General features: G+C 38.5%; 28 protein-coding genes, 1 tRNA gene and 1 pseudogene. 27 read left to right on the top strand and 3 right to left on the bottom strand.

The window, feature by feature from the left end:
• Positions 1-96: 96 nt before the first annotated feature.
• From BQ5209_RS08180 to BQ5209_RS08055, 27 genes and pseudogenes are all read left to right on the top strand, one after another.
• Positions 97-597, top strand: coding sequence for a hypothetical protein (locus BQ5209_RS08180; protein WP_085248047.1), 501 nt, complete (start codon positions 97-99; stop codon positions 595-597).
• Between the two features lie 285 nt (positions 598-882).
• The gene (locus BQ5209_RS11040) at positions 883-1,122 is read left to right on the top strand and encodes a phage holin family protein (protein ID WP_370737834.1); all 240 of its coding nucleotides are present in this window, start codon (positions 883-885) and stop codon (positions 1,120-1,122) included.
• On the top strand, positions 1,082-1,615 hold the full coding sequence (locus BQ5209_RS08170; protein ID WP_085248045.1) for a lysozyme: 534 nt from the start codon (positions 1,082-1,084) through the stop codon (positions 1,613-1,615). The genes BQ5209_RS11040 and BQ5209_RS08170 overlap by 41 nt, the downstream gene beginning before the upstream one ends.
• Before the next feature lie 67 nt (positions 1,616-1,682).
• The gene (locus BQ5209_RS08165; RefSeq protein WP_085248044.1) at positions 1,683-2,144 is read left to right on the top strand and encodes a lysis system i-spanin subunit Rz; all 462 of its coding nucleotides are present in this window, start codon (positions 1,683-1,685) and stop codon (positions 2,142-2,144) included.
• A gap of 8 nt (positions 2,145-2,152) precedes the next feature.
• Positions 2,153-2,527 carry an HNH endonuclease signature motif containing protein gene (locus BQ5209_RS08160; RefSeq protein WP_085248043.1) on the top strand — a complete coding sequence of 125 codons (375 nt, stop codon included), beginning with the start codon at positions 2,153-2,155 and terminating at the stop codon, positions 2,525-2,527.
• Between the two features lie 104 nt (positions 2,528-2,631).
• Positions 2,632-3,096, top strand: coding sequence for a phage terminase small subunit P27 family (locus BQ5209_RS08155; RefSeq protein ID WP_085248042.1), 465 nt, complete (start codon positions 2,632-2,634; stop codon positions 3,094-3,096).
• Entirely contained in the window at positions 3,053-4,792 is a 1,740-nt protein-coding gene (locus BQ5209_RS08150; RefSeq protein ID WP_085248041.1) for a terminase large subunit, read from the top strand. The genes BQ5209_RS08155 and BQ5209_RS08150 overlap by 44 nt, the downstream gene beginning before the upstream one ends.
• The gene (locus tag BQ5209_RS08145) at positions 4,792-6,006 is read left to right on the top strand and encodes a phage portal protein (RefSeq protein WP_085248040.1); all 1,215 of its coding nucleotides are present in this window, start codon (positions 4,792-4,794) and stop codon (positions 6,004-6,006) included. The genes BQ5209_RS08150 and BQ5209_RS08145 overlap by 1 nt, the downstream gene beginning before the upstream one ends.
• Positions 5,984-6,637, top strand: coding sequence for an HK97 family phage prohead protease (locus BQ5209_RS08140; RefSeq protein WP_085248039.1), 654 nt, complete (start codon positions 5,984-5,986; stop codon positions 6,635-6,637). Before BQ5209_RS08145 ends, BQ5209_RS08140 begins: the two co-directional genes overlap by 23 nt.
• A 13-nt stretch (positions 6,638-6,650) precedes the next feature.
• Positions 6,651-7,853 (top strand): phage major capsid protein, encoded by a 1,203-nt coding sequence (locus BQ5209_RS08135; RefSeq protein ID WP_085248038.1) that lies wholly within the window; start codon positions 6,651-6,653, stop codon positions 7,851-7,853.
• A 78-nt stretch (positions 7,854-7,931) separates the two neighbouring features.
• Positions 7,932-8,249, top strand: coding sequence for a head-tail connector protein (locus BQ5209_RS08130; RefSeq protein ID WP_085248037.1), 318 nt, complete (start codon positions 7,932-7,934; stop codon positions 8,247-8,249).
• Entirely contained in the window at positions 8,246-8,569 is a 324-nt protein-coding gene (locus tag BQ5209_RS08125) for a phage head closure protein (RefSeq protein ID WP_085248036.1), read from the top strand. The genes BQ5209_RS08130 and BQ5209_RS08125 overlap by 4 nt, the downstream gene beginning before the upstream one ends.
• The gene (locus tag BQ5209_RS08120; RefSeq protein WP_085248035.1) at positions 8,562-8,990 is read left to right on the top strand and encodes an HK97-gp10 family putative phage morphogenesis protein; all 429 of its coding nucleotides are present in this window, start codon (positions 8,562-8,564) and stop codon (positions 8,988-8,990) included. Before BQ5209_RS08125 ends, BQ5209_RS08120 begins: the two co-directional genes overlap by 8 nt.
• On the top strand, positions 8,987-9,313 hold the full coding sequence (gp17, locus tag BQ5209_RS08115) for a tail completion protein gp17 (protein ID WP_085248034.1): 327 nt from the start codon (positions 8,987-8,989) through the stop codon (positions 9,311-9,313). Before BQ5209_RS08120 ends, gp17 begins: the two co-directional genes overlap by 4 nt.
• A 61-nt stretch (positions 9,314-9,374) precedes the next feature.
• Positions 9,375-9,872: a phage tail tube protein gene (locus BQ5209_RS08110; RefSeq protein WP_085248033.1), complete on the top strand. Its 498-nt coding sequence runs from the start codon at positions 9,375-9,377 to the stop codon at positions 9,870-9,872.
• Positions 9,872-10,249, top strand: a complete 378-nt coding sequence (locus tag BQ5209_RS08105; RefSeq protein ID WP_085248032.1) for a phage tail assembly chaperone — start codon at positions 9,872-9,874, stop codon at positions 10,247-10,249. Before BQ5209_RS08110 ends, BQ5209_RS08105 begins: the two co-directional genes overlap by 1 nt.
• Before the next feature lie 92 nt (positions 10,250-10,341).
• A pseudogene (locus BQ5209_RS11035) lies at positions 10,342-10,542 on the top strand (phage tail assembly protein T); the annotation flags it as partial.
• 5 nt (positions 10,543-10,547) lie between these two features.
• Positions 10,548-13,808 carry a tape measure protein gene (locus BQ5209_RS08095; RefSeq protein WP_085248031.1) on the top strand — a complete coding sequence of 1,087 codons (3,261 nt, stop codon included), beginning with the start codon at positions 10,548-10,550 and terminating at the stop codon, positions 13,806-13,808.
• Positions 13,809-13,859: 51 nt separating this feature from the next.
• A complete protein-coding gene (locus BQ5209_RS08090; RefSeq protein WP_085248030.1) occupies positions 13,860-14,450 on the top strand; it encodes a hypothetical protein in 591 nt (196 codons plus the stop codon).
• A gap of 73 nt (positions 14,451-14,523) precedes the next feature.
• A complete protein-coding gene (locus tag BQ5209_RS08085) occupies positions 14,524-14,853 on the top strand; it encodes a phage tail protein (RefSeq protein WP_085248029.1) in 330 nt (109 codons plus the stop codon).
• Positions 14,850-15,215, top strand: coding sequence for a hypothetical protein (locus tag BQ5209_RS08080; RefSeq protein WP_085248028.1), 366 nt, complete (start codon positions 14,850-14,852; stop codon positions 15,213-15,215). Before BQ5209_RS08085 ends, BQ5209_RS08080 begins: the two co-directional genes overlap by 4 nt.
• Positions 15,216-15,219: 4 nt before the next feature.
• Positions 15,220-15,924, top strand: coding sequence for a phage minor tail protein L (locus tag BQ5209_RS08075; RefSeq protein WP_085248027.1), 705 nt, complete (start codon positions 15,220-15,222; stop codon positions 15,922-15,924).
• 6 nt (positions 15,925-15,930) lie between these two features.
• The gene (locus tag BQ5209_RS08070) at positions 15,931-16,644 is read left to right on the top strand and encodes a C40 family peptidase (protein ID WP_085248026.1); all 714 of its coding nucleotides are present in this window, start codon (positions 15,931-15,933) and stop codon (positions 16,642-16,644) included.
• Positions 16,587-17,219 (top strand): tail assembly protein, encoded by a 633-nt coding sequence (locus tag BQ5209_RS08065; protein ID WP_085248025.1) that lies wholly within the window; start codon positions 16,587-16,589, stop codon positions 17,217-17,219. Before BQ5209_RS08070 ends, BQ5209_RS08065 begins: the two co-directional genes overlap by 58 nt.
• On the top strand, positions 17,212-20,484 hold the full coding sequence (locus BQ5209_RS08060; protein WP_085248024.1) for a TipJ family phage tail tip protein: 3,273 nt from the start codon (positions 17,212-17,214) through the stop codon (positions 20,482-20,484). Before BQ5209_RS08065 ends, BQ5209_RS08060 begins: the two co-directional genes overlap by 8 nt.
• Before the next feature lie 64 nt (positions 20,485-20,548).
• Entirely contained in the window at positions 20,549-20,641 is a 93-nt protein-coding gene (locus BQ5209_RS10610; RefSeq protein WP_143421878.1) for a prophage tail fiber N-terminal domain-containing protein, read from the top strand.
• A 4-nt stretch (positions 20,642-20,645) separates the two neighbouring features.
• Positions 20,646-21,617, top strand: coding sequence for a phage tail fiber protein (locus BQ5209_RS08055; protein WP_244168462.1), 972 nt, complete (start codon positions 20,646-20,648; stop codon positions 21,615-21,617).
• A gap of 352 nt (positions 21,618-21,969) precedes the next feature.
• Here the strand turns inward: BQ5209_RS08055 and BQ5209_RS08050 are convergent.
• The 3 genes from BQ5209_RS08050 to dusA all read right to left on the bottom strand — a co-directional run bounded on the left by BQ5209_RS08050 (position 21,970) and on the right by dusA (position 25,398).
• Positions 21,970-22,046, bottom strand: a tRNA-Arg gene (locus BQ5209_RS08050).
• A 268-nt stretch (positions 22,047-22,314) separates the two neighbouring features.
• Positions 22,315-24,330, bottom strand: a complete 2,016-nt coding sequence (gene rep / locus BQ5209_RS08045; RefSeq protein ID WP_085248022.1) for a DNA helicase Rep — start codon at positions 24,328-24,330, stop codon at positions 22,315-22,317.
• A gap of 105 nt (positions 24,331-24,435) precedes the next feature.
• On the bottom strand, positions 24,436-25,398 hold the full coding sequence (gene dusA / locus BQ5209_RS08040) for a tRNA dihydrouridine(20/20a) synthase DusA (protein WP_085248021.1): 963 nt from the start codon (positions 25,396-25,398) through the stop codon (positions 24,436-24,438).
• Positions 25,399-25,688: the final 290 nt, after the last annotated feature.

Here is a 25,688-nt window from a genome sequence, read left to right as displayed (position 1 = left end):
GCCTTATCCAGTAAGGCTTAATAGAAATGTAACCTTTCTTTAAAATTTAAGTATAAAAGTTCAATTTGCGAATTTTTTGCAAATGGGAGGTGAAAGATGCAATCAGAATATATGTACGTTGATGATGGGTCAGATGTTAAGCAATTTGAAAATTATATTGATAGTAAAAATTTATTTATGGAGAGCGCTAATGCGAACAATTTATTAGCTAAAGCCATTGATTTACTAAAAATGTGGGGTAAATGTAATGCGTATTCTAGTAAGTGTGGTTATAAAAATGTCAGCTCAATGTTTTCTGAGTTATACCCCAAAAAAAATTATGTATATATTGAAAACGAACTGGAGTTTATTGACGAATGTATAAAATCGGCGAAAAACTCAAAAGATGCAGCAATGAGGGAGAAGCAAGAGCTGGCTGAACTGTACTATAGGGGTGTTGATGTTGCTGTTGGGGGTCATGATTGGAGCGAAAATTTAACATTAAGAGGTATCGCACACATGAAAGGTATGTCTAAGAGTTCAGTTGATAGAAGGATAAAATCGTTTGAGAGTTTTATCGTTGCTAAATTATCAAAAAGAAATGATATTTTTTATTAAAATGTGTTGACGTGGGACAGAAACTGTACTAAATTAACCATGATAGGATTTTTATGCAAAGCTCGCAAATGCGGGCTTTTTTATTATCTACATCTACTACAAAGAAAGCCTCTTAATTGAGGCTTTTTATTTTCCCTGTAAAAATCTAAACACTTTTAAGCCGACAAAAGTCGGTTTTTTTTATGTCAAAATTTTTGATTAATTCATTCAACATCAAATCGACAGCAAAGCTAGACACTCACATAACTACATAATAGCTAGTACGCTGTCACATCATTAACTCATATGAAGAATAATAAAATGGAAAGATACACTTCGCCAATTTCGTATTTTTGGGGTGTTTTGTGTACGCTTTTAGGAGCGCTCAGCTTGAACGATATTGCTATTGTGGTTGGTATTATTTTATCAATAGCGACGTTTATTATTAACTGGGTATATAAACGCCGAGACTTTTATCATAAAAAGAATTTGAGAGAAAAATACTATGAAAAACACAGCAAGAATAGCGACGAGTGCGATTTGTAGTGTTTCGGTAATCATTGGTATTGTTATTGCTAATTACTCAGATGAAATCAGAACCAGCAAAGCAGGGCTTGAAATAATCGGCAACGCTGAATCATGTGTAAGAGAGCCATATTATTGCCCAGCCAATGTGTTAACGGTTGGTATCGGCTCAACGGGTAACATTCAGCAAAAAGCCTACACAGACGAGGAAATAGCGGAGCGTTGGGTTGGTGATATCAAAACAGCAGAAATGTGTGTCAATCGCTACGCTAATGGTTTTCACTTATATCAACCCGTTTTTGATGCTGTTACTTCGATTACATTTAATGTTGGTTGCACAAAAATGCGCACTTCAACAATGTATAAGCATTTGAACAACGGTGATTATAAAGCGGCTTGTAATGAGTTTCCGAAATGGAATAAGGCAGGCGGTAAAGTACTGAATGGCTTAGTAATTAGGCGGGAAAAGGAGAAAGCGTTATGTCTATCTTATGCTTTATCATCGCTTCAATAATGGCTGTTAACAATGTCAGTGGTTGGGGTTGGTTTTTATTTGTATCGTTATTGTTGAGTGATTAATCATGTTCAAATTGTCAAAAGTAAATATAACGTTGATTAGTATATTGGCTTTTGTTAGTTATTTTGCATACAACTGCTGGCAAGATAAACGTCTTGCAGTCTCAAGAGCGAATAAAGCTGAAGCAAAGTACGAAAAATACATACAAGATAATAATGAAGTTAAAAAAATTGAATCAAACATTATCGAGGCTATTAAAAATGGGTATGCTAAAACAGATGCTTTACGTAATGATATCGATAATGGTCTTGTCGAGTTGCGCGTCAAAGTCGAATCCGTCGAGCGAGATAGTGCCACCACCAGCAATATTGCTAACAAAGCCTTACGACTTGCAAGAACTTCTCAACAAGATTATTACAATCTCACCAATGCAATCAGCCACAACAAAGCAATAATTGACGGCTGGCAGAAATACTATTGTAAAGAAATTGCACCAAAGAATAATACCGAATTTATGTGTGATTAGCTAATACCATGATAAACGTATATAACAACCCTAGATGGCGCAAAGCAAGACAAACATATCTACAACGTAACCCGTTTTGTGTTATGTGTAGGAAGCAAGGCAGATATGAACCAGCTACAGCAGTAGACCACATTATACCCCATAAGTTAGAACAAGCATTAATATCTAAAGACCCGATAAAGATAAAGAAAGCCCAAAAGCTATTTTGGGATTCATCAAACTATCAAGGATTATGTAGTACTCACCACTCAAGCACTAAACAACGTATTGAGAATAGAGGAGTAGAGATAGGATGCGATGTTAACGGTATGCCGTATGGTGGGCATTGGGTTGACAGCAAAAAACAAATCTTTAATTTACAACAATTTATCAAAAAACCATAAATAAGGGGAGGGGGGTGTAAATTCCTACGACCCTATACGTTCTAAACCGCCCACCCTCCTTTTTATGCAAAACCGCGAATTGAAACTTTTTTTTTGGAGTAATTATGGCAGGTCGCAGACCAACACCAACGCCTTTTAAATTGGTGACAGGCAATCCCGGTAAACGACCGTTAAATAGTAAAGAGCCTAAACCCAAAGAAGGCTATCCCGATATTCCTCAGCACTTCAACGAACAAGCTAAAGATATCTACCTTTGGTTATGTGACATGCTCAATGACATGGGTTTATTGACTGTTGTTGACGGGATCGCAATTGAACGTTTAACAAAATGTTATATAGAAATTTTAGAATGTGACAAGGTAATCGAAGAGCACGGTCAAGTACAGCAAGTAGTTAACACTCAAGGGGAGTTAGTTTTAAAGTCTAACCCTGCGGTAGCTCAACGCGCAGATGCTGATAGGCGATTACGTGCTTGGATGATTGAATACGGTTTGACACAAGCATCTAGATCAAAGGTGAAAGTAAATGGCAAAGAGGAAGCAAACGAACTCGACCAATTCTTTGGTTGATAAAGCGACTCAATACGCCATTGATGTGACATCAGGAAAAATCTTAGCCGGTCCTGATATCCGAAACTCATGTAAAAGACATTTAGATGATTTAAAAAATGCAAAAGAAAAAGGGTTAATATGGGATATCGAATCTGCTGATCGTGCTACTGCATTCTTTGAGAAAGTACTTAAGCTAAACGGTGGTGAACACGAAGGGAAGCCTTTCATATTACTACCGTGGCAATGTTTTATTGTCAGCTCAATATTTGGCTGGAAAACATTAGATGGTTATCGTCGCTTTCGCATGGTCTATATTGAATCAGGCAAAGGTTCGGGTAAATCGCCGTTGGCTGCTGGGATAGGGCTTTATTGTTTAATGGCAGATAACGAGCCGAGAGCAGAAGTCTACGCAGCGGCAACAAAGAAAGACCAAGCAATGATATTATTTCGTGATGCTGTTGCTATGGTTGATCAGTCCCCAGCATTATACGAGCGGATAAGAAAATCTGGCACGGGTCAAAATGTTTGGAATTTAGCTTACTTACAAAAAGGTGCTTTTTTCCGCCCAATATCATCAGATAACGGACAATCGGGTCCACGACCTCACTGTGTATTGATTGACGAAATACACGAACACAAATCGAATGAAGTTGTTGAGATGATGAGAGCAGGGACAAAAGGGCGTACCCAAGCCATTATATTAATGATAACTAATTCAGGGCATAACAAAACAAGCGTTTGTTATGAGTATCACGAGTACGGTCGAAAAGTAGCGGAACAAACATTAACCGATGACGCTTTTTTTTCTTTTATTTGCTCATTGGATGAAGGGGACGATCCGCTTACTGATGAATCTTGCTGGCCAAAAGCCAATCCGTCACTAGGTCACACATTTACACATAAGTATTTACGCGAACAAGTCACACAAGCAAAAGGGATGCCGGCCAAAGAATCCATTGTCAGACGCCTTAATTTTTGTCAATGGGTAGAGGCGGATAACCCGTGGCTTGCTGCTGACATTTGGATGGCTAACGAGCAAGATTTTAATATAGAAGAATTTGTTGGAGAGGAGTGTTACTGCGGGTTGGATTTATCTGGTACTCGCGATTTAACGGCTCTCTCCCTCTACTTCCCTAAATATAAAACAGCATTTACCGAGTTTTGGACACCGCAAGAAACGCTATTAGACAGGTCAAAGTCCGACCACGTTCCTTATGATGTATGGGTAAAGCAAGGTCATTTATTTGCGACTCCCGGACGTGTTGTTGATTACGATTATGTTGCAAAGCGCCTCGGTGAGCTAAAAGCAAAGTTTAACATTATTAGCTTGGCGTTCGATCCATACAGAATTAAATACTTTCAAAAGTCGCTTGATAATGAGTCCATTGATATTGAAATGACCCCGCACGGACAAGGTTTTTTTAAGTCTCAAGAAAGCGGTTTGTGGATGCCCCACTCCATTGAACTGTTAGAAAAAGATATCACGGAAAATAATATCACGATTAAATTTAATCCATGCTTGCGATGGAATGCGGCTAGCGCTGTGCTTGAATCTGATAACAAGGAAAATAAAGTCTTTGCGAAGAAGAAAAGCTCAGGACGAATTGATGGTGTTGTATCCCTAGCTATGGCTAGGGGGTGTGCTGATGCAAAGTGTGAACAAACAAATAATCTATCGGATCACATATTAAACGTAGGAATACGGTCCTTATAATGAATATTTTTAATTTATTTAAACGTAAATCACAAGCGAGTACTGCTTCTCAAGGGTTATCCGATCACATCGGCTTTTCACTAGATACTTACGCGGGTCGCAGAGTCAACCCAGCCCTAGCTATGCAGTTAACAGCGGTATTCGGTTGCGTGAGAGTGCTAACAGAATCAGTTGGAATGTTACCTTGTTTTTTATATCAAGCGACCGATAACGGGCGAAAGAAAGCACCTAAAGAAAAACTGTACTCGCTTTTGTACGTTGCGCCAAACAACTATATGACACCCCAAGAATTCTGGGAGTATCTAATCGGTTGCCTTTGTTTACGAGGTAACTTTTACGCTTACAAAGTTAAAGTATTCGGCGAGGTCGTTGAGTTACTTCCTCTCTTACCCGGTAGCGTAACGCCAAAGCTCAATGAAAAATGGGAGCCCGTTTATCAAGTTACTTTTCCTGAAGGCTCTTGTGATGTTTTATCCCAAGAGGAAATTTGGCATGTACGCACTTTCTCAATGGATTCTTTAGTTGGACTAAGCCCGATTAGTTACGCGCGGCACGCTATCGGGCTAGGTTTAGCAACGGAAGAACACGGCTCCAGACTGTTCAGTAATGGTGCGGTATCAAGTGGTGTATTACAAACTGACCAGGTGTTAACTGATGAAGCGTACAAGCGATTAAAGGATAATTTTCAAGGACGGCATCAGGGTTTATCAAATGCACATAAGCCGATGATTCTAGAAATGGGGCTTAAGTGGAATAACATTAGTATGTCTGCCGAAGATGCCCAATTTCTAGAAACACGTAAATTTCAATTAGAGGAAATATGCCGAATATTTCGGGTACCCATGCACTTGGTGCAAAACACCGATAGGGCTACATTCAATAATATTGAAAATCTAGGTATGGGATTTGTTAACTACTCATTAGTACCGTATCTAACACGTATTGAACAGCGCATAAATGTTGGTCTGGTTAATAAAGAAAAGCGAGGGCAGTTTTATGCCAAATTCAATGTAGGAGCGTTATTGCGTGGCGATATGAAATCACGTTATGAATCGTACGCCACAGGTATTAACTGGGGCATTTTGTCACCGAATGAGTGCCGAGATTTGGAAGAGCGTAATCCAAGAGAGGGTGGAGACATCTATCTAACCCCAATGAATATGACTACTAAACCACAGGATAATAACAAAAATGCTAAACAAAAAGAGACTTGATATACCCTTTGAAATTAAGTCAATCAGTGATACAGGTGCGTTTACGGGCTACGGCTCGGTGTTCGGCGTAAAAGATAGCTATTCCGATATCGTGATTAAAGGCGCTTTTGCGAATTCGCTTAATAAGTGGAAAGAAAAAGGACGTTTACCTGCACTCCTTTGGCAACACAAGATGGACGAACCTATCGGCTATTACACAAAAATGGTTGAGGACGATAACGGACTATATCTTGAGGGGCAGTTATTAATCGATGATGACCCCCTCGCAAAACGAGCACATGCTCATATGAAAGCAAAATCATTATCAGGATTATCAATAGGCTACATATTAAACGATTATGATTATGACAATGAAAAATCTGCATTCATTTTAAAGGACATTGACCTTTGGGAAGTTTCTGTTGTCACGTTCCCTGCCAACGATGAAGCAAGGATTGATAACGTAAAAAGTATTTTCGAAAGTGGTGATATACCGCCACCGAAAGAAATAGAAAGAGTACTGCGCGACGTTGGACTCTCCAGAACTCAGGCAAAGGCGTTTATGTCTGAGGGATACTCTTCACTAAAACAGCGAGACGTTAGTAATAGCGAAGAAAACGCATTAGAAATTTTAAAATCCATCTTTAACTAGGAGATTATATATTATGGCAGTAGATCAAAAAGATGTTGAACTGGTCGCGCAAGAAATTAAAAACCAATTTGAGCAATTTAAAGCAACAAATGACAAGCGACTAGAAGCAATCACACAAGAAAAAAGCACATTAGCTGAAAAGGTTGAAACTTTAAATGTAAAAATATCAGAATTAGATAATGTAAAAAATTCGCTAGAAAACGAATTAAAAGAGGTCAAACGTCCCGCAGGCGGTAACAAACAAGCAACGGTACATAAAGAAGCGTTTGCCATGTTTATTCGCAAAGGTGATGAACAAGGATTAGCGGAGCTGGAACGAAAAGCGATGCAAACGGGTACAGATGCTGACGGTGGTTTTGCGGTACCAGAAGAGCTAAATACCGATATTTTATCTGCATTGCGTGATGAAGTTGTGATGCGTCAAGAATGTACGGTAATGACGGTTGGCACACCTGATTGGAAAAAACTAACAAATAAAGGTGGCATTGCTAGTGGTTGGGTTGGTGAAACCGATGAGCGAACAGAAACAGGAACACCCAAACTCGGTGTTATTTCTCCTGTCTGGGGTGAAATCTACGGTAACCCATACGCCACGCAAACCATGCTGGATGATGCCTTTTTTAATGTTGAATCTTTTATTGTGAATGAGCTTTCTCAAGAGTTTGCAGAAAAAGAAGAAGAGGCGTTTACACTCGGTGACGGCAATAAAAAACCGAAAGGTTTTTTGTCTTACGAAACCACAACGCAGGCAGATAGTGATCGCGATTGGGGTAAATTGCAAAGCGTTGCAGCCGGCGCAGCGAATTTAACAGCTGATGATATCGTGAAGTTAATTTACACACTGCGTAAGGTCTATCGTGCAGGCGCTAAATTTATGATGAACAATCAATCATTGTTAGCCGTTCGCTTACTGAAAGATGCTAACGGTAATTACATCTGGCAACCAGGCTTACAGGTTGGTCAACCATCATTATTATCGGGCTTTGCTGTTGCTGAAAATGAACAAATGCCGGATATCAACAACGTTTCAAATAAAGCACCCATTGCGTTTGGTAACTTCAAGCGTGGCTTTTATATCTTTGATCGTATCGGTATTCGTATGTTACGAGACCCGTACACTAGGAAGCCATTTGTTGGTTTCTATACAACAAAACGTGTCGGCTCCATGCTGAATGATAGTAATGCTATTAAATTGCTGAACGTCCCGTTTGTTTAGTTGTATTTAGGTCCGTAAAATCAAAATTGAATTAATATAACGCCCCCTTATTGCTTGGGGGGGGCTTAGGGGGTATTTATGGCTTTGCCCACAATTGAAGAGTTAAAAGCTCATACAAACATTGAGCATGATGGAGATAATGCCTTGTTGGTCACATATGCAAATGCCGCAAAAACAACAATTGAAAACTATCTAAATCGGAAATTATATAATGATTCCGTGCCAGATAGTGATCTAAGCGGAATCGTTGTTAACGATGCAATCAAAGTTGCGATCTTGATGCTTGCTGGGCATTGGTATGACAATCGAGAAGCGGTAACAATTAACGGAAATGCGAGTGCTTTACCATTAGCTTATCAAATGTTGATTAACCCATATAGGATTATACCTTTATGAAAGCAGGTCGATTAAGAAACCGGATAATCATTCAAAAGCAAGTTAGCCGAAAAGACGAACTGGGACAACTAGTTAATGAATGGGTCGATGTGTGCACTGTACGAGCAGAAATTCGGGACGCGTCAGGGAAAGAGTATCAAAGCTCACAAGCTGAACAGGTGCAAACAGATTGTAAAATTCTAATTCGGTATAGAAACGATATTACTGCTGATATGCGCGTGTTATGTAACGGTATCTATTACGATATTAAAGCGGTATTAGAAGATGTAAAAAGGACACGGCTTGAATTACCCTGTCAAAAAGGCGTACGTTATGATTAAACCCACGTTATCAATAACTGGATTTAAAGAGCTTGAAGCTGATTTTAAGTTGCTGTCGAAAACAGAACAACGGAAAGTATCAAAAAAAGCTGTACGCGCTGGTGCTGTTGTTTTTCGTGACGCTATCCGTGCAAGTGCTCCAGTTCGAACTGGACGCCTCAAAAAGTCGGTTTCTGTTGATACAGCAAGAGGTTCGCTAACTGCTGGCGTGAAGTTTAAAAAAATTCGAGTAATCAAAAAATCAAAAAAAGGCAAGCATAAAAATATTTTACCTTTTTACTGGTGGATGATCGAAAACGGCACGTCAAAAATGTCAGCACGACCTTTTGTCCGTCCTGCTTTTGATGCAAATGTAAAAAAGGCAGAAGATGCAGCATTTGAACAGTTTTTAAAAGACATCGATGAGATTTTCTCAAAATGATAGAAGCTAAAATAAATAACACATTAAAAGGCTTGTGCGGCGGTCGTGTTAGCCCATTAATTGCACCACAAGGAACTAGCCCACCATACTTGTGCTACACAAAAGTTTCAGAAGTTTACGACGATGTTATGAGTGACCAATCATCTGTTGAGTATTGTTTTCAAATTGATATCTATGCTAAAACACTGCTCGAAGCTGAAACCATCAAACAACAGTCATACGAAAAACTGAAACCGTTAAAACCATTCAATATCACTAGTCGCCAAGACTATGAAACCGAAACCGAGCTTTATCGCTCAACGTTAGAATTTTACATTCAATAATAACTCATTTAACCATTTATGCCGCTTAACTGCGGTTTTTTTATTTTTTGGAGAAATTAATATGTCTGAAGTTCAAGAAGCAAAAAGTGAATATACTAGGACCCGTGATATCGGTGTTTTTATTAGTAAAGATCCGTCAACAAAATTTATAACAAATATGATGGTAAAAGTAGGACTTGAAGGTACCGTAACTGATTTATCAATGACTGCTCCCGAGGGGGAGGAAATTGATGTTTCGACACTAGCGTCAAAAAACAAGGAAACAATTAATGGGTTACCCGCCGAAGCAACAGTATCAATAAACGTTAATTTTGTTGTCGGAAATGCTGGACAGAAAATTTTACGTAAATCATACAATACGGGAGATAATCACGCATTTCAAATTCTATATGAAGATGGTAGTAGTGTTGATTGGATTGCGCGTGTTACTAGTTATGAATTTAAATCACCCAAAAATGGTATTGTTACAGGCTCATTTTCATTCAAAGTTAAGGGTGGATTTGAGTTTAACGAACCAACACCAGCAACACAACCAACCCGATCTACGGAGAGTAAATAATGAATTTAAGAGAAGTTGCTATTGCTAAAAACTGTGGTTTTCGTACTAAATCTATATCGATTCCAGAATGGCGGTGTGAGGTGTTTGTGCGAGAGCCACTTCATCTTGATTTTGCTCGTTATATCAAAACAGTTGAATCAATCAATGAAAACAAAAAAACATCAGATCGAGAACAAGATGAGTTAAAAATCAAAGCAGAAGCGGAACTTTTTGCATCAATTTATGTTGATGAAAATGGTGATCCAGTTTTTGATAAAAACAATGATATTGATGATTTAGTAAAAAACTACGGACCAATTCATACACGCATTGTGAATAAATCAATTGATCTAATCGGGTTATCTGAAAAACCCTTTGAGGAAGCAGAAAAAAAGTAGATTCTGACCCTGAACTTTTTTTCAAACTCAAACTTGCACTCAGGCTCGGTAAAACTCTTGCCGAGCTTGAACAAGCATTAACGGCTAGGGAGTTTTACTACTGGGTCGCATTCGACAAATTAAACCCGATCGGCGACGAGCGTCACGACTGGCACGCCGCACAAGTCGCATCGGCTATCTATCGCTCACAAGGTGCAAAAGTCGAGTTTGACGACTGTTTACTTAAATTCAAAGAAGAAAAGAAAGAGCCTGTCAGCATATTTGACGCGCTATCAAATTTACTTGGGAAATAACTAAAATGGCAACATTGCGAGAATTGGCAATCCGAGTTACTGCCGACTCATCATCATATCAACGAGAAATGAGCAGGGCATCACGGCTTGGTACAGATTATTATAAAACAATGGAAGATCGCTCAAAGCGGTTTGATGCATACATTGCTAGCAATAATCGCTCAGTTCAAGCAATGAACATGCAATTAATACAGCTAAAATCATCAGCATTAAGTGTAGCCACCGCATTTGCCGGTGGTTTTGCCTTTACTAGCATTGTCAATATGGCGGACGATTGGTGGCAATCAGCTGTTCGTGTAAAAATGGCGGTTGAATCAGTTAATGGTTCTGCTAGTGATTATGAAAATGTACAAGATAGACTTCTTACGATAAGCAATCGTAACGCTAAAGCTATCGAGGATTCACAAGCGCTGTATATTGCTACCGCTTCTTCAATGAAAGATCTTGGTTATAGCATTGACCAAACCGTTGACTTCATCGAGGCTATGTCAAATAGCTATACAATGAATGCGACATCTGCTGACAAAGTAAAAGTTAGTATTGACACAATCAATAAAGCCATGATTACTGGGAAAATTACTGGTAAACAATGGACTCAATTAATGTCTTCAACATCAAACATTGCATCGGCGTTAGCAGACTCAATGGGGATAGCGGAAAAGGACGTTAAACGCCTTGGCGTTAACGGGAAAATATCAATGCAACAACTTGCTGATGCAATGATAAAGGTTAAAGATGAAACCGGGGCAATGGCTGATGCAATGGGTTTTACCGGTAAAGATGGTGTAACGATCCTGACTAACAGTTTTAAACACTTGATCGGTGAGTTTAATAAAAGCCATGGCATTACCAAAAGCCTTGCCAACGGGTTAATTCTAGTTGCAAATAATATCGAACTGATCGGTATCGCTGGGGTAGCATTTACTGGTATTGGGTTATCCAGATATTTCGGTAATCTTTCTCACTCAGTCGTCAATGCCACAAAAACAACACTAGCAAACCGAACAGCACAAATATCTCAAGCTCAGGCGCAACTAGCAGCAGTTAAAAGCTTGCAATTAAAAGCGGTTGCCGAAGTAAATGCTGCTCGATTTGAAGCTCAACGAGCTGTTGGCTTAAAAGCCAGTCTTATTGCGCAAAATAATTTAACAGCTGCGATTAATCGTCAAACACAAGCAAATAATGAGCTCGCTGCTGCACAAACAAAAGTAAATGTACTAACTAGCAAGTTTAATTTGTTATCGCGAGCTGGTAGCGGCTTGTTAGGTATGCTTGGTGGTCCACTTGGTTTAGCTACGACTTTGCTATCCGTCGGAGCTGGTTTTTTAATGATGGGCGACGGTGCAGATAAAGCTAAGAAGCCGATCGAAGAATTACAGCTACCCATTGATCAACTGCTCGCTAAGTTTAAAGAGCTCGACAAATCAAGACGGCTAAACATAACAACAGGACTGCAAGCTGAAATTGATATTAATACAAAAGATATTGATATAAATGTTTCTAAAATTAAAGATAAATTACAAGATAGTTTATCTGAAATTATAATGGCTGCAGATTATTCTAGTGCGTCTGTATATTTATCTCCAACAAATAAAAAAGCTATTGATGAATATATACAACAAATTGATGCACTAAAAAACAAAGTAAAAAATGGAGAAATAACAGCATCAGAATTTGGCGAAAGTTTATATGAGGCGGGGCAAAAATTAATAGCAACAGCGGGGGGTGGTAAAGAGCTTGAGCAAGTAATTGGTTCTGTAACTTCTGAATTATTACAAAACACACAAAAATTAGCAGAAAACAAAGAAAAGTTAGATGCTGTCGGTAAAGCTTCTGGTGAAACAGCAACTAAAGTAAAGTTACTTGATGCGGCTGATTTTCCGAATTTAGAAAATCAACTTGGCGTACTTAGTCAGCAACTGGATGTAAACAAAGTTAAATCTGAAAATGGGGCAGAAGCAGCATATGTGCTTGCCGGCTTACAACGCGCTGCAGGTGATGCTGCTATTGAACACGCTGCTGATTTAATTGCATTAGCAACTAATCAGCAAGTATCTGCTGAAATGTCAGATGTGCTTGCTGAAAAGCTTAGATTATATACAAAAAATCTACGTGAAAGCTTCAAGCTACAAGAGGGCTTCAAACACTCAAAAACGATCAAGAGCGCAGCAGAGCTGTATAAATCACAGCTTGATCGTCTTAATAGTCAAATCAACGCTTACATTGATATCACTGAGCAACAAAAAATTCGCCGACAATTAGCCGAAGGGGAATTAAGTAAGCTAACTGATATCCAAAAGAAAGCATTAGAAATAAAAGCGACAGAGCTTGATCGGCTAAATGCGCAAAAAGAATATAAATCAATAATGGATTCTTTGCGCACTCCTGCTGAGCAACAGCTAGATACTTACAAGCAACATTTAACTGTCTTTGAAAAAGCAAATCTAGCATTAAAAGAGCGCGAAGAAATGCTTAATAGAATGGCTAAAAAAGCCGCTGAATCAGCACCAACATTCAGCTATCACAACTCTTACAACGGTTTAGGTAGTGATTTACTGAATGTTGCAGAAGATGACAAAAAACTTCAAGATTGGCATCAGCAACAGTTGAAATTGTTTGATGATTTATTGAAAGAAAAGAAAATAAAACAGCAAGAATATGCTGATGCTATTGTTAATATTGAAGACACAATGAAAAAAAGACAAGAAGATATTCAGTCTGCATATAAATTAGCAACACTCGGTACATTCTCATCATTAACAGGCTCGATTGCTGATATGTTTAAAGAAACAGCAGGCGAATCATCTGCTGCATACAAAGCGATGTTTGTAGCTAGTAAAGCATCAGCTATAGCGCAAGCAATGATTAGCACAGAAGTAGCAGCAACTAAAGCATTAGAGTTTGATCCGACTGGTGTTATGTCTGGAATTACACGAGGTCTGGGTTATGCGTCGGTAGGTATGATCGCAGCTCAGACACTAACTGGCATGGCGCATAGCGGTATTGACAACATACCGAAAGAGGGTACTTGGTTGCTTGATAAGGGCGAGCGTGTAGTCGATGCTAGAACCAATGCTGACTTAAAGGACTTCTTGCAAACATCGAATAAATCAGCAGGTAATATAACTGTAAATACTCCTATAAACGTTGAAAGTGGTGGGGTATCTCAACAAGATGTACAGTTGCTTGCAAATGAAGTATACGTGTTAATAACAAACAGGCTCCAATACGAAAAACGACCGGGGGGAATACTTAATAAACGTTGATCTAATGGCTTAAATTTCATAACATTACCTAAATTTAATTAAGGAGATGGTATGAAAAAAGCCTTATTTATAATTCTATTTTGCTTTCTAAGTAATGGTTGCAATAAAAAAGCACCTAAAATTGAACTACCAAACCAACTGAAATGGGGAATGACTGTTGATGACGTAAAGCTTAAAGGTGTCAACATTTCTTATAAAAGGGAGAGCGAGGATCGTAATACTCAGTATTATTCAATTAAATCAGAGTTTTTTCCTGAGCTGAATTTCAAAATGGTTATCTTTAAAAAGAATGACGGATTAATTAGCTATACTCAAAATAATAATTATTATACCTCTCCGGAAGTTTCTAGTGATACTAATTACGATTCAACTGGTGAAAAAGCTATATCGTTATATAACTCGTATATTAGTCAATTTGATAAATTATATTATTCTAGTTCTGCTAACAAAAACATTGAACCTCATAATAGTTTTTGGGTTAATCCTATTTGTGAAGGAGAACGACTCTGTATAATTTCAGAAAAAACGTACAAAGATAATATTGATACCGAATTGAAAATCTTCATAGCTGTAATCAAAGCTGAAAACAGCATAGATAACGTGGGTGTTGTTCAGATTTCTTTTATAAAAAAAGAATATTAAATTTAATTATCTATTAAACTCTTTTGTAAAACCCGCTTCGGCGGGTTTTTTATTGCTTGGAGAAAATTAAAATATGGAAACATTTCACTGGCAAGTTTCGCCGAATATGAGCGAAAAAGCTGAGCCAAAAATAAAAACCATTAAATTCGGTGACGGCTACGAGCAACGAATCAAGGATGGCATTAACAACGACTTGCGCTCATACAGCGTTACGCTAAAAGTATTGCGAGAAGATGCGCAACACATCAATGACTTTTTAACGAGGCAAGGCGGGCTTCACGCATTTAAATGGATAGAGCCAAACTCGCACAGATTGATAACAGTTAAATGCCCGTCTTGGACATCTAACGTTACGAACAAAGTAACAACAATAACAGCAACATTTGAAGAGGTAGTCGCATGAGTAATTTAGATATCGATGTACACAATAAACCAACAATTGATAACAAATTTATTGCAGACGCTGAAATAAAATCATCAGCTATTAGCGATGCGATAATTGAAAAAATTCACTACAAAGGATTACGAATAAGGTTGCACGAATTAAGTAACGGCGGTTATACAAAGGAAAAAAAAGATTACCCCTACAGCGACTTCGTGCCAACATTAAATGTATCAATCGAAATTAAAGGAATAGACAAAGCTAATCCGACGACAAAGCTGTTATCTAAATATGCTGAGGATTTGACTAAACATACTGTTATTGGTGAGTTTTATGATAATGCTCTTGCATATGCTAAATCAATTGTTGATGGATTGAGGTAATCGCATGATCCCAGAAAAAATGCTACTTGATATCACAAAAATCGCACAAGATTCGATAGTTGACCTATATGAAGTCGATTTAACTAAAATCGTGGGTAACAAAACAATTTTTCGTTTTCACAATGGATTAAATGAATTGAGGCGACCAATTACATGGCAGGGTAATATTTACGAGCCTTACCCTATTAAAGTAGAGGGCTTTGAAAAGAGTGGGCAGGGTGTAAGTAACCGCCCGACAATGAGCGTTAGTAATGCCATGGGCTTTATCACTGGTTTAATCTCCGATTTTGACGGCTTACTTGGCGCAATTGTCACTCGTCACGAAGTACCTGTTAAATACTTAGACGCAGTGAATTTTGAGAATGGCAATCAATATGCAGATCCGTTTTGCGAAATCATCTCAAATTATGTGATTGAGCAGGTAAAACAACAAAATTCAATGGTGGTTATGTTTGAATTAGCATTACCGTGTGAATCAGACGGGGCATTAATTCCAGCCCGTGTCATTATTGCGAATACCTGTAGCTGGATATATCGCTCATCTGAATGTGGTTATACAGGTGGACCTGTAGCTGATGAATTTGATAAACCGACTAATGACATCACTAAAGATAAATGTAGTGGTTGCCTTACTGGCTGTAAACTTCGCTTTGGGCAACACGGTATTCTTCCATTCGGTGGTTTCCCAACTGCTGCTAAACTCTCTTAATTAATTATGAAAACACAAATACTTAATCACGCTAAACAATGCGGTGAGGCAGAGTGCTGCGGATTTGTTATTGATAATAAATCCTATCTGCCATGCAATAGCATTTCACCTACACCAACCGAAACATTTGAAATACCCCCTGACGATTGGATAAAGGCAGAACAAAAAGGAGAGATAACCGCAATTGTTCACTCTCACCCAAACGGTTTACCGATACTCAGCCAAGCCGACCAGTTTTATCAGCAACAAACAGCAGTCGATTGGTGGCTAGTTTGTGATAACAAAATTCACAAATTTAGGTATATACAACCTTTATTAGGTCGTGAATTCAAGCACGGTAAGAGCGATTGCCTAACATTGGTGCGAGATGCGTACATGTTAACAGGTATCGATTTACCTGATTATGAGCGTCAAGATGACTGGTGGCATAAAGGGCAAAATCTCTATTTAGATTTGTTACCTAAAAATAATTTTGAACAAGTTGCGGACGTTCAAGAGGGCGATGTTATCTTAGTCTGCCTCGGCTCAACAACGCCTAATCATGCGGCCATTTATATCGGCAATCAATTTATTTTACATCATTGTCCAAATCGTCTATCGAAAAGGGATTTATACGACGGATTTTGGAGAAAATACACACATTCAATCTGGAGGCATAAAAAATGGCAATCGTTCTCTTTCACGGCAATCTTAAACAATATGGCGATAAGTTCAATATGAGCGTAGAAACGGCGGCAGAAGCGATGAATGGCTTGTATTGTCAAATCAAAGGCTTGAAAAAGCGGATTATGGACGGCTATTTTCGCGTTCGAATTAACGGCGTAGATATGAACGATGACAATTTACAGTTTGGTCTACACAGTCGAATTCCACAAGATGCCGTTATTCATATTGTCCCCCAAGTTGCTGGAGCTAAAGGCGGTATTTTTAGTTTTATAGCTGGCGCAGCGATGGTCGTTGCCGGTGTAGTAGTCGGTATAACAACAGGGGTAGGACTGGCTTTGGTGGCGGGCGGTGCTGGGTTAATGCTTGGCGGTGTTGCTCAGATGCTAACCAAATTACCTAAAACCGACAAATCAGCAGACGGTGGCGCTAATAAAAACACCTATTTTTCTAATCTGGACAACACGATAGCGCAAGGAGCACCTGTGCCGCTTTGCTATGGCTTAATAAAAGTGGGTTCGAAAGTGCTGTCACAAGGGCTTGAAACATTAGACGACGCAACGAATACAGATAAAAAACCAACAACACCAATCCCTTGGGATAAAATCATAAAGGGGCCGAAAAATGGGTAAAGGTTCAGGAAAGGCGAAAACACCAAAGGAAGCGCAGGATAATCTCAAGTCACACCAGCAACTGAGTATTATTGATTTATTATGTGAGGGACAGATAGAGGGTCCAGCAAACGGATTGCAAAGTATATTTTTAAATGATACACCAATCCAAGCACCAGACGGCTCGTACAATTTCAATGGCGTTAATGTTGAATGGACGGCTGGAATTCAAGCACAGTCACCGCTTGAGGGCTTTCCGGCTACTGAAAACGAAGTGCCAGTTAATCTTGAGGTGAAAGCATCAACACCGATCGTGCGCACTATTACCGACCCAAATATCGATAGAGTACGAGTCACGGTTGGCGTGCAGTCATTAAGTTCAACAGACAAAAAGGGCAACATCAACCGAACATCTGTTAGCATGGAAATTCAAATTGGTGTGGGCAGTATCTGGAAAACAGTAAAAACGGTCGATTTAGTTGATAAAAAAACACGCTCACAGTATTTAACTTCGGTTATTTTAGACGATTTACCACCAAAACCGTTTAATATTCGTGTAGTTCGCAGAACGCCAGATAGTACATCATCATTGCTAGTTAACAATACATTGTGGAGTTCATACACTGAAATCTACGATACTAAATTTTCATATCCGAATACTGCTGTTGTCGGCTTAAAATTCGATTCATCGCAGTTTAGTGGTGTGCCTCGTCGTAACTACCTCATTAAAGGTATGATAGTTAAAGTGCCTGACAATTACACCCCCGAAACAAGGGAGTATAAAGGGTTTTGGTCGGGTAATTTTAAATTGGCTTGGACCAATAATCCTGCGTGGATATTTTACGACATACTAACTAACACACGTTACGGTATGGGTAATCGTATTGGTCAATTCGGTGTTGATAAATTTGCGTTATACACGATTGCTCAATACTGCGACCAGCTAGTTGATGACGGTTTCGGCAGCAAAGAGCCACGGTTTACTTGCAATTGCTACATTACTGAGCAACGACAAGCATATGATGTTATCCACGACCTGTGCTCAATCTTCCGAGCCATGCCGATTTGGGACGGTACGCAATACACGGCAGTAATGGATAGACCAAGTGACCCTGTAGCAATTTATGCAAATGCCAATGTAGTGGATGGACAATTCAACTACACATCAGCAGCACAAAAATCACGACACACAGCGGTGCATGTTCGTTATATTGACCCTAATAACAATTGGGAAACAACAACTGAGTACGTTGCCGATGATGAACTAATTAAACGCTTTGGATTAAATGTAGCGCAAATTGATGCGTTCGGTTGTACGTCGAGAGGTCAAGCGCACCGAGTTGGGAAGTGGTTAATTCAAACTGAAAAATTAGAGACACAAACCGTTACATTCAGCGTTGGTCGCGAAGGCATTCGTCATTTACCCGGCGATATTATTGGTATTGCTGATAACGATTTTGCAGGTACAACTATCGGCGGACGAATTTTAGAAGCAAATGGCAGCACAATTACGTTAGACCGCGATATTGACATTAAAAACATGAAACATGCGTATTTAAGTGTGACTGATACAAATATGCAGCTACAAAAAATTAAAATTCAAGCGCAAGTCAAACCCAATCAGCTTGTTTTAGTAAGCAGTGTTAATGTCGATGAATATTCTGTCTGGGGCTTATATGACAATAAAATCAAACCAAGACTATTCAAAGCCATAACCATTGCTGAAAATAGTGACGGCACTTACTCAATCACCGCGCTACAACATGAACCGCAAAAAGAGGAGATAGTAGATAACGGGGCTAAATTCGAAGCTGAGAGTAATACAATTTTCGGCTGGTCAATTCCCCCTGTTGAGCAACTACAAGCTGAAATAATCCCCGAATCAGACTTATACCAAGCTAGGCTTTCATGGTCCACACCGAGAACCATTCAAAACTTGAAGTTTGAAGTAAAAGTGTATCGTGATGATAAATTAATTAGCCGTGAAACTGTTAATGATACTGAATATTATTTATCAGACCTACAACAAGGCAAGTTTAGTGCAACAGTTAGAGGGGTAGCAGAAGATGGACGATTGGGCGATGAAACGACTATTGCTTTTTCTATTCTGCCGCCAACCAAGCCGTCAGGCTTAGTGCTTACACCAAGTAGTTTTAATGTGGCTATTCGTCCCGTGATGACGTCTGTATCCAGTCTAGGTACACAATTCGAATTCTACAAAGGTACAACAAAGTCCGAAGTTGAAGCAAAAACCAATTATCTTGGTCGAGCTATGACGCTTACCGATGTTGATTGCCAGCCAGACACTGAATATTGGTACGGTGTAAATGCGGTTAATGTTGTCGGTCGTTCAGAAATGTTCATCGCTAACACAAAAACATTAATTGCAGAAAATGGTGCAGGAGGATTATTTAGAATTCAAACGGGAGATGGTAGATTTCCAGCTAATAATGATGAAGCTACATTGATGTTTTATCGTGAATTTGGGTTTTATCCAGCTCGTGATACCACATTAATTATCTACTCATTGGATGGCGCGGGCAAGGTGGCGCACTCTGAAGCAAGAATGTACAACGGCGCACAATGGATTGAGCCTGCCATGTTCTTGGACGGTGATTTAATTGCAACTGGTACTATGCGAGGTGACAGATTAATCGCTGGCACTGAAATCAAAGCGCCTTTAATTACGGGTGGCAGAATGTTTGCTGGTAGCGTTATTAGTGCAGGTAATCCGCCCGCATTTGAACTCTGGGAGGACGGTACGCTAAACGCAAGACGGGCTAACATTTCTGGCGCAATTTATGCGCATCATGGACAATTAAACAATGTAGTGATTAACGAAGACTGCCAGGTTAAAGGGATGTTAAATGTTGGGCAGATAAAAGGTAATATACTTTCAGCAAAAAACTACGTTCGTGATGCTTATTTGAGTTTTGGTTTTAATCCTCCGCTAAATTCGGCGCATATAATGGACGTTGAGGGGAATGGGTGCTGGCAAACTCTTTGCTTCGCGGGCGCAACATGGATTGAATGCAAAAATGGCGGAGTATCTGATGTAACGCTACAATTTTTATTTAACAATCAATTTTCTTTTAGTGTTAATCATTTAATTAATAACGGAAAAATAGATAACCTATGTGTGCCAGTCCCTCCGCTTCCTGTTGGAAGTAGAATTAACATTCTATTAATTGGTGAACGACATAAACATTCAAAGTTAACTCAATGTAGGTTCTCGTTCAATTCGTTAGCGCTGTTAATGAATAACTCGAATGGCTTTCTTGATTGATTTTGCAATTTACTAACAACGCCGCTTAATTGCGGTTTTTTATTATCTAAAATTGGAGAAAATTATGACAAAAATATCAGGTGTTTTAACAGACGGTGCAGCTCAACCACTTAACAACTGCACGCTCGTTTTTAAATCAAAAAAAAACAACACTTAACGTAATTGAGAACACGTATATTCAGACTGATCTAAATAACGGTCATTACGAATTAAATTTATTACCGTGTGACTATGATGTTTATTTGCTGATGAACAATTGCGCAAAAAATCAACTGGGCACTGTTCAGATTTTTGCTGATTCAAAAGATGGCACATTAAATGATTTTCTATTACGTCCCCATGAAAGCGAAATTACGCCAGACATACTGAAGCAGATAATGGACGCACGCGACCAGGCTGTTAAAGCAGCTGAAAACGTAGGCGAGTCAGCTCTAAAAATAGGAGATTATGGTATTGGTGGGCAGGTTGGTGCAACTGTAGAAGATTTTAGCGCACATCTACTAGGCGGGTTTTATCAAGCTCGCACGCCGCAATTTCCAGACCTGCCAATTGAAGGTGACAGCATTGCAAGTCTGCTTGTATATCCTAGTTCGAGCTTCAAATGGAAAGTTGAGCAACTGACAGTGGTTCAAGGTAAAATTCCGCGAATTTTTGTTCGCACAGATGCAAAAAACAATGGTAAACAATCCTGGTTTGAGGTGATCACTGCGGCAAATTCAATAGTTGATGCAAATGGATTTTTAAAAGCCGCATCGCCGATACTTCGCTTATTTGGTTCTGATAGTGTTACCGATGAGCAAGGTTTTACTAAATCAGGATGCGGTTTAGTTAATGATTTAGCTGCTGGCGTAACAGCTACACGCATTGATGTTGGTCATTATGAAATTCATGGTAGTTTGGGTTTTGCAAAAACTGGCTGGTACATTCAACTGCCGGAGGGTGCAAACGGCAACAAAAAAATATTCGCTGAGTATTCAGTTGATGAAAATAACGTCATCACAGTAAAAACATTCACTAGAAAATTTAACGCAAAATCGTGCGAAATTGTTGCCGGTGAGCCGATTGACATTACTGACGGTAGATGGATTGATATTCGTCTAGAAATGCCAGTTTTGACTACCGATAACATTTAGATAGTCAAATACACTGTCAATTTTCAACTTACAATACTCAACAGCGTCATCCAACATCACAAAATCGGCGATATCATATAGTGTTTTCTGCGTTTGATATAGCACAAAATTGTGCTCGTCGTCGCTGTTGATAATGTAGCACTCGCCCGATAGCTCGATTTCGAAATCTTCGGGCGTCATTCGTATGTGAATTGGTAGTGTGTAGTTTATTGTTATCATGATGATCGAAAGTGAATTTATTTGTTACGATTATTAATACAACAAGTACAAATGCTGTAATCCAACTTAAGCAGTAACTTAAGCAGTTAAGTTTTTATACAATACTAAAAATTAATTTAATTTGTTGATTAAATGGCGTCCCCTACAGGATTCGAACCTGTGACCTACGGCTTAGAAGGCCGTTGCTCTATCCAGCTGAGCTAAGGAGACTTAGATAGGATTTGTTGATTAGACGCAGAGTATTATATAAAGCTATTTCAATCCGTCAATGATTTTTAATGGTTTATTGCATTAGATTGTTAAAATATCATCAATTTAGATTTTTATTATTTTCATTTTGGTAACAAACATAAACAACTTACCATCTTTAAAAGCTATTTATCCTATTTTTTACAAGGTAGCTTTGCTTGAGAATTAATTTGCACTTATTATAAATTCGATGTTTTATTATGTATCACATAATAGTGATGAATATTTGTTATTTAGCCTTGGCTATTTGTGCTTTTAGCATGGCTAGACGGCTTTGTCCTTGTTGCATTTTTTTTTCGGGTGATAATTGATTGCGCTGATCTTGCCAGGCTAAGTCGTCTTGTGGAAGCTCTAATAAAAATCGGCTTGGTTCAACTTGCAGTGTTTCGCCAAACTGTTTACGTTGACGACTAAATGAAAAGGTCAATTCGCGTTGTGCTCGCGTAATGCCAACATAAGCTAAGCGGCGCTCTTCTTCAATATTATCTTCATCGATGCTGGTTTGATGAGGTAATAAACCTTCGGACATGCCAATTAAATAGACATAAGGAAACTCTAATCCTTTCGATGCATGTAGTGTCATCAGTTGAACTTGATCTAGCTCTTCTTCGGTCTCATTACGTTCTAACATATCACGCAAAGTAAACCTAGCTACAGCTTGTTCAAGCGTCATAGCCTCATCAATATCATCACCTTGCAACATATCATTTAGCCAACTGACCAATTGTTCTATATTGCGCATGCGCATTTGTCCCGCTACTGGAGATGATGATGTTTCATAAATCCAGCTTTCATAATGAATACCATGTAGAAGTTCATAAATTGCCTCCATCGGTTCAAGATGAGCTTTCTTAATAAGTATATCAAACCAATTTATGAATGTTTGTAACGATTCCATACGCTTGCCAGAAAACAATTGGGTTAAGCCCATATCATGACTTGCTTGATATAAACTCACCCCCCGATGACTTGCCCATTCACCTAGTTTTTGAATAGTTGCAGGGCCGATTTCTCGTTTTGGTGTGTTGATAATGCGAATAAATGCATTATCATCATCAGGATTAGTTAATAACCGCAAATACGCCATTAAGTCTTTAATTTCAATTCGTGCAAAAAATGACGTTCCACCGGAGATTCGATACGGTATGCGATATTGCATTAACATCTTTTCAATTAGTCGTGCCTGATGATTACCACGATATAAAATAGCATATTGACCATATTGGCTATTATGCGCAAAGCGATGACCAATAAGATCATTAATGACCTTTTCGGCTTCGTGCTCTTCACTATCAGCAGAAACGACTTTTAACACTTCGCCATAGCCCAGTTCTGAAAACAGTTTTTTTTCAAAGATATGTGGATTATTTTCGATTAAAATATTCGCAACTTTTAAAATTCTACCCGATGAACGATAATTTTGTTCTAGTTTGATGACTTCTAATGTAGGAAAATCTTGCTTGAGTAAGACTAAATTTTGTGGTCGTGCACCTCGCCAAGAATAGATTGATTGATCATCATCACCAACGACGGTAAATTTTGCTCGATTACCAACCAGTAATTTGATAAATTCGTACTGACTTGTATTTGTGTCTTGATATTCATCAACTAGCAAGTAACGGACTCTGTTTTGCCATTTTTCGCGGACTTCTTCGTTATTTTTTAATAAAAGTGTAGGCAATAAAATAAGATCATCAAAATCTAAAATGCTGCAAGCTTTTAATTGTTTTTCATACAGTTGATAACAGTGAGCAAATAGCTTTTCTTTGTTAGTTTGCGCACTAGCCATTGCAATAGTTGAATCAACAATGTCATTCTTCCAATTTGAAATTGTTGAGCGTAATTGATTAATCAGATCTTTATCACCTTCTAACCATTGATGAGTGAGTTCTTTAAGTAATGCGGTTTGATCATGATCATCAAATAGTGAGAAATTGGATTTAATGCCTAGATGCTTGTACTCTCGGCGAACAATATCTAAACCAAGCGTATGGAATGTTGAGATTTTAAGCCCTCTTGCCTCTTGCTTACTGAGCGATTGGGCAATACGTTCTTTCATTTCGCGTGCAGCTTTATTGGTAAACGTTACTGCAATTATATGGCGTGGCAAATATTCTTTAACGCGAATTAAATACGCAATTTTGTTGATAATAACCCGAGTTTTTCCAGAACCGGCTCCGGCTAAAACCAGGCAAGGTCCTGAAACATATTCAACCGCTTTTTGTTGACTTGAATTTAAACGCACAGAATAAAACCATTAAGAAAATTGTGGGCTAGTATATAACGATATACTAGCTACGTGCAATTAGCACCATTATTAACTGGGGGATAATTGCTATATGGAAAAATATTATTGGATGAATGTTAAAGCCTGTTCAACTACCTCGACCCCAGCACCTTGTTTGTGGGCATTTTCGCTAAGATAACGTCGCCATTGCCTTGCCCCTTTACGTCCATTAAATATACCTAATGTATGGCGCATGATATGGTTAAGTTGTGCGCCTTTCATTAGCTGTTGTTCAATATAAGGGTAAAGTGCACGAATAGCAGATAGTGGATCGATGATGGGAGTATGTGTACCAAAAATTTTCGTATCAATTTCTGTAAGTAACAGTGGATTTTGATATGCTTCTCGTCCTATCATGACACCATCAACATACTTCAAGTGGTGTTTTATTTCATCAATTGTTTTAATACCGCCATTAATGGCTATCGTTAAATCGGGATAATCTTGTTTGAGTTTATAAACACGATCATAGTCCAGCGGAGGGACTTCGCGATTTTCCTTTGGGCTTAATCCTGATAACCACGCTTTGCGCGCATGAACAATAAATGTTTTGGTATAAGGCATCAGTTTTTCGATAAATTGACACAAAAAATCATAGCTATCTAAATCATCAATACCAATTCGTGTTTTTACCGTGACTGGAATATCAACCTGATCTTGCATCAGTGCAATACTGTTAGCCACCAAATCAGCCTTACCCATTAAACAAGCACCAAACATACCATTTTGTACGCGATCGGATGGACAACCCACATTTAAATTAATTTCGTCATAACCACGTTCTTGTGCTAATTTTGCACATTGCGCTAATGCTTTGGGATCGCTACCACCTAATTGTAAGCTAACTGGATGCTCTTCATTATTGAAAGCTAAATAATCACCTTTTCCAAATAAAATTGCACCAGTGGTCACCATTTCGGTATAGAGCAATGTTTGTTTGGTTAAAATTCGATGAAAATAACGACAATGCTTATCTGTCCAATCAAGCATTGGGGCTATGGAAAATTTATTTTTTTTTGAATTCATGAATATACCAGTGTTTACAGCGTTTTTAGTCGTTTTGAATAAATGTTATTTTGCTTATTTTATTATATTTTTTCATTATTATAATCCCACATAGGCTTCAGCCGATAGGGCGAAATAATTTAAGGAAAATGATGTATGGCTTATTATATCATAGAGAAATGAGTTCGTGCTGATAGCTCTCTTTATTGTGTATTGTTGTAATTAAAAAAAACTATAATTTCTTGTCAGTCAAATACTTTTAGCTAACAGCAATTGTATAAAAATAGGTGGTATAAACAAGGTATCAAAAA

This window comes from Gilliamella mensalis, assembly GCF_900103085.1.
GTDB lineage: Bacteria > Pseudomonadota > Gammaproteobacteria > Enterobacterales > Orbaceae > Gilliamella > Gilliamella mensalis.
The sequence above is the reverse complement of the archived record's forward strand: the minus strand, read 5'-3'. Positions and strand labels throughout refer to the sequence as shown.